This is a genomic window from Kitasatospora sp. NPDC056783 (assembly GCF_042789895.1).
In the GTDB taxonomy this organism is placed as follows: domain Bacteria; phylum Actinomycetota; class Actinomycetes; order Streptomycetales; family Streptomycetaceae; genus Kitasatospora.
Genome location: NZ_JBHUAF010000360.1, coordinates 1 through 8,964, shown reverse-complemented (window position 1 = coordinate 8,964; position 8,964 = coordinate 1). Strand labels below are relative to the sequence as shown.

At 75.3% G+C, this 8,964-nt stretch carries 8 protein-coding genes; 4 read left to right on the top strand and 4 right to left on the bottom strand.

Annotated features, from left to right (window positions below; translation table 11 throughout):
* Positions 1-242: 242 nt before the first annotated feature.
* Positions 243-1,031 carry a uracil-DNA glycosylase gene (locus ACFRMQ_RS33350; RefSeq protein WP_380734496.1) on the bottom strand — a complete coding sequence of 263 codons (789 nt, stop codon included), beginning with the start codon at positions 1,029-1,031 and terminating at the stop codon, positions 243-245.
* Between the two features lie 173 nt (positions 1,032-1,204).
* On the opposite strand from ACFRMQ_RS33350, the gene ACFRMQ_RS33345 reads away from it, so the two are divergent.
* Both ACFRMQ_RS33345 and ACFRMQ_RS33340 read left to right on the top strand, forming a co-directional pair.
* On the top strand, positions 1,205-2,206 hold the full coding sequence (locus ACFRMQ_RS33345) for a slipin family protein (protein ID WP_380734495.1): 1,002 nt from the start codon (positions 1,205-1,207) through the stop codon (positions 2,204-2,206).
* A 76-nt stretch (positions 2,207-2,282) separates the two neighbouring features.
* Positions 2,283-2,732, top strand: a complete 450-nt coding sequence (locus tag ACFRMQ_RS33340; protein WP_380734494.1) for a CBS domain-containing protein — start codon at positions 2,283-2,285, stop codon at positions 2,730-2,732.
* 71 nt (positions 2,733-2,803) lie between these two features.
* Here the strand turns inward: ACFRMQ_RS33340 and ACFRMQ_RS33335 are convergent, their stop codons facing one another.
* Positions 2,804-3,427, bottom strand: a complete 624-nt coding sequence (locus ACFRMQ_RS33335; protein WP_380734493.1) for a TetR/AcrR family transcriptional regulator — start codon at positions 3,425-3,427, stop codon at positions 2,804-2,806.
* Between the two features lie 70 nt (positions 3,428-3,497).
* Between ACFRMQ_RS33335 and ACFRMQ_RS33330 the strand changes: the two genes are divergently transcribed.
* Both ACFRMQ_RS33330 and ACFRMQ_RS33325 read left to right on the top strand, forming a co-directional pair.
* Positions 3,498-4,001 carry a DUF1453 domain-containing protein gene (locus tag ACFRMQ_RS33330; RefSeq protein WP_380734491.1) on the top strand — a complete coding sequence of 168 codons (504 nt, stop codon included), beginning with the start codon at positions 3,498-3,500 and terminating at the stop codon, positions 3,999-4,001.
* A 41-nt stretch (positions 4,002-4,042) separates the two neighbouring features.
* Complete coding sequence (locus ACFRMQ_RS33325) at positions 4,043-4,543, top strand: hypothetical protein (RefSeq protein ID WP_380734490.1); 501 nt, start codon at positions 4,043-4,045, stop codon at positions 4,541-4,543.
* A 63-nt stretch (positions 4,544-4,606) separates the two neighbouring features.
* Here ACFRMQ_RS33325 and ACFRMQ_RS33320 read toward each other — a convergent pair whose 3' ends face one another.
* Together ACFRMQ_RS33320 and ACFRMQ_RS33315 are read right to left on the bottom strand one after the other, a co-directional pair.
* Positions 4,607-7,528 carry an FAD-binding and (Fe-S)-binding domain-containing protein gene (locus ACFRMQ_RS33320; RefSeq protein ID WP_380734489.1) on the bottom strand — a complete coding sequence of 974 codons (2,922 nt, stop codon included), beginning with the start codon at positions 7,526-7,528 and terminating at the stop codon, positions 4,607-4,609.
* Between the two features lie 272 nt (positions 7,529-7,800).
* Complete coding sequence (locus ACFRMQ_RS33315; RefSeq protein ID WP_380734488.1) at positions 7,801-8,805, bottom strand: glycosyltransferase family 2 protein; 1,005 nt, start codon at positions 8,803-8,805, stop codon at positions 7,801-7,803.
* Positions 8,806-8,964 lie beyond the last annotated feature (159 nt).

Below are 8,964 nucleotides of genomic sequence, written 5' to 3'. Positions count from 1 at the left end.
TTCGGCCCGCCGACGAGCGGCCGGCGCCGTGGTTCGGCGGGACTGCCGGCCTCCGCCCGCCGGACGTCGCTCGCGCTGCCGACGGACCATCCCGCCGAACCGTTCGCGGCGGCTTCCTCCCGTACGTGAACACCCGTACGTGAACACCCCGGCGGTGCTCGGTGAGGTGGGCCGGGGAGCCGTTCGGCGGCGGCTGCCGCGCCGGGGCGCCGCGCCCCGTGGGCCCGGCGGGGCGTGCCGCGCTACCTCGGGTGGAGGCCAGCCGAGCGGGCGGCCTCGCGCAGCAGGTCCCGGAGCATCGTGGTGGTGAGCCGCCCGGTGTTCGTGTTGCGCGGGCTCACGTGGTAGCAGCCGTACAGCTGGAGCGGCGGGCCGCCGTCGGCGGCGGGGAGGGTGACGTGGGCGGCGTGGCCGAAGGCCGGGCGGGGGCGGGGGACCGGCCAGCCGGCGTCGGCGATCACCGGCAGCATCGCCTGCCAGGCGAAGCCGCCGAGGGCGACGACGGTGCGCACGGTGGGGCGCAGCAACCGGAGTTCGTGGGTGATCCAGGGCCGGCAGGTGTCGCGTTCGGCGGTGCTGGGCTTGTTGTCGGGCGGGGCGCAGCGGACCGGGTCGGTGATCCGGACGCCGAACAGTTCCAGGCCGTCGCCGTGGCGGACGGACTCGGGGCGGTTGGCGAGCCCGAGGTCGTACAGGGTGGCGTAGAGGAGGTCACCGGAGGGGTCGCCGGTGAAGATCCGGCCGGTGCGGTTGGCGCCGTGGGCGGCGGGTGCGAGGCCGACCAGGACGAGCGGGGCGTCCGGCGGGCCGAAACCGGGGACGGGGCGGGCCCAGTAGTCCCAGTCCTGGTAGGCGCGGCGTTTGGTGCGGGCGGTCTCCTCGCGCCACTCGACCAGGCGCGGGCAGGCCCGGCAGCCGGTGACGACGCGGTCCAGCGCGGCGAGGCCGCCGGCCCGGGCGGCGGCCTCGGCGGGGTGGCGGGGGTCGTCCGGGTCGTCGGCGGGGGAGGAGGGCACGGCCTCGTTCGGCATGGCCGAGATCCTAGGGTTCCCGCGGGCCGGGGGAGGTTCGTCCCGGCGGACGTTCGTTCCGGCACCGTTCGGGCAGGCGTAGCGTGGAATCAGTTGTTCCGGTGGTCCCCGGCCGGTCCGGGTCGGCGGCGGCCGGACGCGCCGGTGTGCGCGCAGGCCGCGAGGAGGCCGCGATGATCGTCGATGCGGTGCTGGGGGCCATCGGGGGGCTGGTCGGGCTCGGGGCGGTCGTCGCGGGCCTGAGCCTCAGGGTCGTCCAGCAGTTCCAGAAGGGTGTGGTGTTCCGCTTCGGGAAGGTGCGCGACGAGGTGCGCGACCCAGGGCTGGTGCTGCTGATGCCGGTCGCGGACCGGCTGCGCAGGGTGAACGTGCAGATCGTGACGATGCCGATCCCGGCGCAGGAGGGCATCACCCGGGACAACGTGACCGTGCGGGTGGACGCGGTGGTCTACTTCCGGGTCCTGGATCCGGTGAAGGCCACGGTCAACGTGCAGGACTACAACTTCGCGATCTCCCAGGTCGCGCAGACCTCGCTGCGCTCGATCATCGGCAAGAGCGAGCTGGACGACCTGCTGGCCAACCGCGAACCGATCAACCAGGGCCTGGAGTTGATGATCGACAGTCCGGCGCTGGGCTGGGGCATCGAGATCGACCGGGTGGAGATCAAGGACGTGGCGCTGCCGGAGTCGATGAAGCGCTCGATCGCCCGGCAGGCGGAGGCCGAGCGGGAGCGGCGGGCCCGGATCATCACGGCGGACGGCGAGTTCCAGGCCTCGGAGCGGCTGTCGGAGGCGGCGGCGGTGATGAGCGCGACCCCGGCGGCGTTGCAACTGCGACTGTTGCAGACCGTGGTGGAGGTGGCGGCGGAGAAGAACTCGACGCTGGTGCTGCCCTTCCCGGTGGAGCTGCTGCGCTTCCTGGACAGCGCGACGGAGGTCCAGCAGCGGAACCTGCTGACGGCCGCCGCCGTGGCGGCCGGGGCGAAGGCCGCGGAGGAGGCGGTGGAGAGCGGCGAGGTCCCGGAGGAGCGGCTGGAGAAGGACCGGCCCAGGCGCGAACTTCCCGCCTTGGACGAGGCGTTGGGCAAGCCCCCGCTGGGCGGCCCGGAGTCCCCGGACGGGCGGGCCGAGCCGGACGGGAGGCCTGGCCGGGCCGAGGCGGAGGAGGAGGTCTGAGCGCGCTGCCCGGTGGCGACGGCCACCGGCCCGGACCACGATGGACGAGGGGGGAAGCCAGGTCAGGAGGCCGACCATGACCAGAGCCAGCGACATCATGCACCCGGGCGCCGAGTGCATCCGCGAGCACGAGACGCTCGCGGCCGCCGCCCGGATCATGCGGGAACGCCACGTGGGTGCCCTGCCCATCTGCGGGCCGGGCGACAAGCTGCTGGGCATCATCACCGACCGGGACATCGTGCTGCGCTGCGTCGCCGAGGGTCGCGACCCGGCCGCGGTGACGGCGGGTGAACTGGCGCAGGGGCGGCCGATGACGGTGGAGGCCGACGAGGACTGCGACCAGGTGCTACGGGTGATGGAGCAGTACCAGGTGCGCCGGCTGCCGGTGATCAACCACCCGGAGCACAAGCTGGTCGGGATGATCAGCGAGGCGGACATCGCGCGCGGTCTGCCGCAGGCGCGGGTCGCCGAGTTCGTCTCGGCGGTCTGCGCGGAGGGGGCGCCGGCGGGCGCCGCCCAGGGCTGACCGGGCCGCACGCACCCGGCCGCGACCCCCGTCCGAGGACCGGGCGGGGGCCGTTCCGGGCCCCGGGCCCGTCACGGCGTCGGCGCGGCCAGGGTGTCGAGGTGGCGGTGGAGCACGGCGCGCAGCTCGTCCGGTCCGACCAGGTCGGGGTGGTGGACGGCCTGGAGGGTGAGGCCGTCGAGCAGGGCGGAGAGCCGGCGGGTCTCGATGTCGAGGTCGAGGCCGGGGGCCAGGCCGCCGGCGCGTTCGGACTCGGCCAGGACCTGCCGGACCAGGTCGTCCAGCCCGGCCCGCGTCCGGGCGGCGTGGGGCCGGAGGTCGGGCCGGGTGCGGGCGGCGGTGACGAAGGAGAGCCAGAGCGCGGACTCCTCCCGGCGCTCGGCGTCCAGCGGGAGGGTCTCGGCCAGCAGCCGGGCGGTCCGTTCGCGACGGTCGGTGCCGGCGGTGGCCGGGTCGAGCAGGACGGCGGCGTGGGCGTGGATCCGGGTCTCGATCCGGCGGGCCAGCTCGCGCATCGCGAAGATCATCAGCTCCGAGCTGCCGGCGAAGTAGTGCCGCACCGAGCCGATGGCCAGTCCGGCCTCCTCGGCGACGTTGCGCAGTGACGTGTGCTCCAGTCCCTCCCGGGCCGCGACGCGCAGGACGGCGTCGGCGACGGCCTGGCGGCGCTCCACGGGGTCGACGATCTTCGGCATGTTGCCGTTATAGCACGGCCGAGCTAAATTGCTGATTTAGCACGGTCGAGCTACAAAAAGGGGTGTGGGGATGAACGGCTGGGTTCATGCGGGGCTGATCGCCGCGGTGGCCGTGGTGGTGGTGATCCGGCGGCTGCGCGGCGAGCCGCTCAACGCCCGGGACCTCTTCGGGGCACCGGTGGTGCTCACCGGTCTCGGCGTGTGGGCGGTCGCCCGGCGCCACGGGCTCGGTGCGGCCGACTACGGCTGGATCGTGGCGGGCGCCGTGCTCGGCGTCGCACTGGGGGCGGTGCGCGGCGCCACCATCCGGGTCTACGAGCGGGAGGGCGTGCTGTGGCAGCGCTACACCGGCCGGACGTTCCTGGTCGCGGCGCTCTCGCTCGCGGTGATGGCCGGCTTCGCCGCGCTCGCCACGCACTTCGGCCTGGCCGCGGACGCCCGTCCGGTCCAGCTGTCCGTCGGTGTCGGCTTCCTGGGTGAGGCCCTGGTGGTCGGCTGTCGGGGGCTCGCCGCGGGGGCTCCGTTCGCGCCCGAGCGGCGGGATTCGAGCCTCCTGGACCGGCTTCGTCGGTAACTTTGGTTGTCGAGAGCGGATTTGGTAACTATGGTTGTCTCATGACGACCGTGGAGATCACCCCTCAGGAGCGCGACGAACTCGCCAAGGCCCTGCTCGACGCGCTCGAACCCCTCGCCGCCGGCCTGCGCGCCCGTGCGACGGGGCTGCCCGTGGAGCGGATGTGGAACGCCGAGCCGGTCGAGGTCGCCCTGTCCGTCCTGTCCGCCTGGAAGGTGGTGGACGCCGAGGTCGGGCGGCTCGCCGCGGTCGCCGCCGCCACCGCCGGCTCCTACGGCGCCAACTATGAACAGCTCGGCGGCGCCTGGGGCATCACCCGGCAGGGCGCCCGGAAGAAGTGGCCGCAGGCCGTCAACCGTCCGGCGGCTCGGCCTGGCTCGCTCGAACTCTTCGGTGGTTCCGCCGAGTTGGTGGAAGACGAGGGTGGATGGCGCTGGGTGGCCACCGGTGCGGACGGGGAGCGCGGAGCGGCTGCCGCCGGCCACCGGAGCCGGGAGGAGGCCGCGGCGCACGCCGGGGCCTTCCTCGCCGCCCACGGGTGAAGCCCCTCCAAGGCCCCGTCCAGCCGATCTCGCGCTGATCCGACAGGACCGACCGGGCAGGACTCAGGACTGGCTCCGCAGCTCCCGGGCGATCAACTCCGCCAGATGCAAGGCCTGCCGCCCGTCCGCGAGTTGGGCGATCTGGGTGCGGCAGCTGAAGCCGTCCGCCAGGACCACCGTCGCCGGCCCGGCGGCGCGCAGCTCGGGCAGCAGCACCCGCTCCGCGATGGCCTCGGACACCTCGAAGTGGCCCTGCTCGAAGCCGAAGTTGCCCGCCAGGCCGCAGCAGCCCGCCTCCAGCACCCGGTTGTCGAGGCCGAGCCGGGCCTCCACCCGGCGGTCGGCGGCGCTGCCGAGCACCGCGTGCTGGTGGCAGTGGGTCTGGGTGAGGGTCTCCAGTCGGGCCCGGGGGAGCGGGGCGTCCGGAGCGTACTCGTCGAGGAACTCGGCGAAGGTGCGGGTGCGGTCGGCGAGCGGGCGGCCCTGGGCGCCGAGCAGCCGGGGCAGGTCCTCGCGCAGGGTCGCGGTGCAGCTCGGCTCCAGGCCGATCACGGGGGTGTCGGCCGGGAGCCCGTCCGCCGCCAGCACTCGCAGGCTGCGCCGCAACACCCGTCGGGCGATGCCGAGTTGGCCGGTGGAGTACCAGGTGAGGCCGCAGCAGACCGGGCCCGAGGGCAGCCGGACGTCGAAGCCCAGGTGTTCCAGCACCTCGACGGCGGAGCGCGGAACGTTCGGCTGGAGGTGGTCGGAGAAGGTGTCCGGCCACAGCAGCACCGGCCGGGCGCCCGCCGGGGCCGGGTGCGTGGCGCGGTGCCGCCGGTACCAGGCGGTGAAGGTCTGCGGCGGGAACACCGGGAGCACCCGGCGCGGGTCGATCCCGCCGAGCCGCTTGACCAGCCCGCCCGCCCGGGAGCGGGCGAGCGCGTTGGCGGCCCCCGGCGCGAGCGCCACGGCCCGCAGCCAGAGCGGCAGCCAGCCCATCGAGTAGTGCGCGAGCGGGCGCGGCCGGTGCCGGTAGTGCTGGTGCAGGAACTCGGACTTGTAGGTCGCCAGGTCGACGTGGACCGGGCAGTCGCTCGCACAGCCCTTGCAGCTCAGGCAGAGGTCCAGCGCCTCCCGGACCTCCTCCGACCGCCAGCCGTCCCGGATCGCCCCCCCGGCCCGGCTGCCGGGAGGCGCCCCCGTCCCGCGCAGCATCTCGGCGAGCAGCCTGGCCCGCCCCCGGGTGGAGTGCCGCTCCTCCCCGGTCGCCAGGTAGCTCGGGCACATCACCCCGCTGCCGGGGGCCACGCACTTGGCGACACCCACGCAGCGGTGCACCGCCGTGGCCAGGCTGCCGCCGTCCTGTTCGTACGGGAGGGCCAGCGGCAGGGCGCGGCCCGGGGCGGGGACGAAGCGCAGGTCGGCGTCGAGCGGCCGGGGATCGACCAGGGTGCCCGGGTTGAGCAGGTTCTCCGGGTCCCAGATCCGCTTGAACTCGCCGAACAGGGTGATGACTTCGGGCGGATACATGCGCGGCAGCAGCTCGGCCCGGGCCTGGCCGTCACCGTGCTCACCGGAGAGCGAACCGCCGTACGAGACCGCGAGATCGGCGGCCTGCTCCAGGAACTCCCGGAAGACCAGCACCCCTTGGGGCTCCTCCAGCGGGAAGTCGATCCGCAGGTGCACGCAGCCGTCGCCGAAGTGCCCGTACGGGACGCCGTGCAGGCTGTGCCGGCGCAGCAGGGCGCGCAGGTCCCGCAGGTAGTCGCCGAGCCGCTCGGGCGGGACGGCGGAGTCCTCCCAGCCGGGCCAGGCCGCGCCGCCCCCGGGCAGGCGGGTGACGATCCCGGCACCCGCCTCCCGGACGGCCCACAGCTGGCGCTGCTCGGCCGGGTCGGTGACCAGGGCGACGCCGGCCGAGCGCTCCTGGCGCACCGCGTCGGCGAGCCGGCGGGCGGCCTGGTAGGCCTCGCGCGGGGTGGCGCCGCCGGTCTCCAGGAACAGCCAGCACTCGCCGGCCGGCAGCCGGTCCAGCGCGGGCGGGCGGCGGCCGGCGGCGAGCAGCGCGGCGATCAGGTCGGCCGCCATGCCCTCGGCGGTCAGCGGCCCGTACGGCAGCAGCGCCGGGACGGCGTCGGCGGCGGCGCCCTCGTCGGGGTAGCCGGCCACCACCAGGGCGCGTGCGGGCGGGTCCTCGACCAGGCGGATGGTGGCGCCGAGCAGCAGCGCGCAGGTGCCCTCGGTGCCGGTGAGCGCCCGGGCCAGGTCGTGGCCGTGCTCGGGCAGCAGCGCGTCCAGCGGGTAGCCCGAGGTGCGGCGCGGCAGTCGAGGCATGCCCTGTCGGATGACGGCGAGATTGCGGTCGGTGAACTCCTGGACCCGGCGGTGGAGTTGGCCGACCGGCCCGGGCAGCTCGGCGAGGGCGGCACGCTCCCGGGCGGTGAGCCGCCCGCCGACGGTCAGTTCGGTGCCGTCCGCGAGCAGCAGCTCCAGCCGCTCGACGTTGTCGGCGGTGCGCCCCCAGGCGAGCGAGTGCGAGCCGCAGGAGTCGTTGCCGATCATGCCGCCGAGGGTGCAACGGCTGTGCGTGGACGGGTCCGGGCCGAAGCGCAGCCCGTACGGCCGGGCGGCGCGCTGGAGGTCGTCCAGGACGGTGCCGGGCTGGACGCGCGCGGTGCGGGCCTCCGGGTCGAGGTCCAGCACCGCGCCGAGGTGGCGACGGAAGTCCAGCACCACCGCGCCCGGGCCGATCGCCTGCCCACCGACGCTGGTCCCGGCCCCGCGCGCCACCACCGGCACCCGGTGCTCGCGGCACAGCGCCAGCGCGGTGCGCACGTCGTCGAGGTCGGCGGGCTTGACCACGCCGAGCGGCAACTGCCGGTAGTTGGAGGCGTCCTGGCTGTAGACGGTGCGCTCGGCGGCGCCGAAGCGGACCTCGCCGCGCAGCGCGGTGGCCAGCTCATGGGCCAACGCGGCCCCGGGGACGGCGGACGGACGGCTCACCAGGGACCTCCCGGGCGGGTGCGGCGACGGCTCCGCCGATGATCGCAGGCCCGCGGCCCGACCGGTACCGGGCGCGACGGGGGTACCGCCGACGGGGTGTCATGTGACACCCCCGGTGGTCGTGATCGACGACTCCGCGGCCGTGGACGCGGCCGGCCCCGACGCCCGCCCCGCCCGCCTCGCCCGCCCAGCCTCGCCCGCCCCGCCTCGCCCGCCTCCCGATCGGCGAGCCGGTACCCCTCTCGGCGGACGGCGCACCGGCCCGAGGGCGGTCACTTCCGCCCGGTGAGCGTGCCGCGCGCGATGTGCGAGAGCTTGGCCACCTCGAAGGCCGGATAGGCACCGCCCGCCAGCAACGAGAACTTGATCCCCTCGCGGCCGCCCGGCCTGCGGTGGCCGGGTGGCTGGAAGCGGCGGTGGTGCTCGGCGGCCCGGTGGAAGAACTGCGGGCGCTCGGCGCGGGCGACGCAGCCGGCCAGGTCGAGGACGAACAGGTAGTGCCGGATCATCCGGACGAACAGCGCGTCGCGCACCGCGTACAGGTGCGGCTGGTCGGTGAGCAGGGCGAAGCTGCGCTCGTACTGCTCGAACAGGTCGAAGACGTTGCTGCCCGGGCCGCTCGCCGGGTGGACGGTCTCCCGGCGGCGCAGCTGGACGCACTCGCGCGCCAGGACGGCGGCCTTCCGGGCGCCGAGCAGCGCGGCGTGCGCCACCGGGACCTCCTCGTAGCGGCCGGGCGGGAAGGCCAGGCCGAGCTCCGCCCAGTGGCCGCGGCGGATCAGCCGGTCCCACACCAGCGGCGGGGCGCCGAACAGCGCGGGCCGGTCGAACGGGGCGAACGGTTCGGGTCCGGCCTCGGCGAGCAGCGCCTCCGCTCCGCCGGGCCAGTCGCGGTCCTGGTGCCGGCGCGAGTGGCCGAACAGCAGGACGTCGACCGGGCCGGTCCGCTCCAGCCGGTCGGCGATCGTGCGCAGGGCGTCCCGGGGCAGCAGGTGGTCGGCGTCGAGGAACAGCAGGTACTCGCCGGTGGCCCGGTCCGCCCCGGCGTTGCGGCTCGCCCCGACCCCGACCGCCGCGTTCAGGCGCAGCACCGACAGCCGTGGGTGCCGTGCCGCGTACGCCTCGACGAGTCCGGCCGCGGTCTCGGGGGAGCGGTCGGCGACCACGATCACCTCGACATCGGCCAGGGACTGCGCGAGCAGCGAGTCCAGGCAGTCGGCGAGCTGTTCGTGCCGGTCGTAGGCGGGGAGCACGACGCTGATCAGGGGTGAGCGCATGACGCCGGAGCGTAAGAGGGCCCGCGAACGGTGGCAAAGCCGCGCCAGCGGGTGATTCGGAGCAATCAGTGGCAAATCGGCCGGGTGTGCGCCATATCTTCACGCCGCCTTCCGGCCGTGTCCACGGGCTCCGACCTGCGACGATGCGGGCCGGGCCTC

Bases quoted from the DNA above. Each gene is read 5' to 3' on its own strand.
- ACFRMQ_RS33350 (WP_380734496.1), bottom strand. From the start codon at position 1,031: ATGCCGAACGAGGCCGTGCCCTCCTCCCCCGCCGACGACCCGGACGAC.
- ACFRMQ_RS33345 (WP_380734495.1), top strand. From the start codon at position 1,205: ATGATCGTCGATGCGGTGCTGGGGGCCATCGGGGGGCTGGTCGGGCTC.
- ACFRMQ_RS33340 (WP_380734494.1), top strand. From the start codon at position 2,283: ATGACCAGAGCCAGCGACATCATGCACCCGGGCGCCGAGTGCATCCGC.
- ACFRMQ_RS33335 (WP_380734493.1), bottom strand. From the start codon at position 3,427: ATGCCGAAGATCGTCGACCCCGTGGAGCGCCGCCAGGCCGTCGCCGAC.
- ACFRMQ_RS33330 (WP_380734491.1), top strand. From the start codon at position 3,498: ATGAACGGCTGGGTTCATGCGGGGCTGATCGCCGCGGTGGCCGTGGTG.
- ACFRMQ_RS33325 (WP_380734490.1), top strand. From the start codon at position 4,043: ATGACGACCGTGGAGATCACCCCTCAGGAGCGCGACGAACTCGCCAAG.
- ACFRMQ_RS33315 (WP_380734488.1), bottom strand. From the start codon at position 8,805: ATGCGCTCACCCCTGATCAGCGTCGTGCTCCCCGCCTACGACCGGCAC.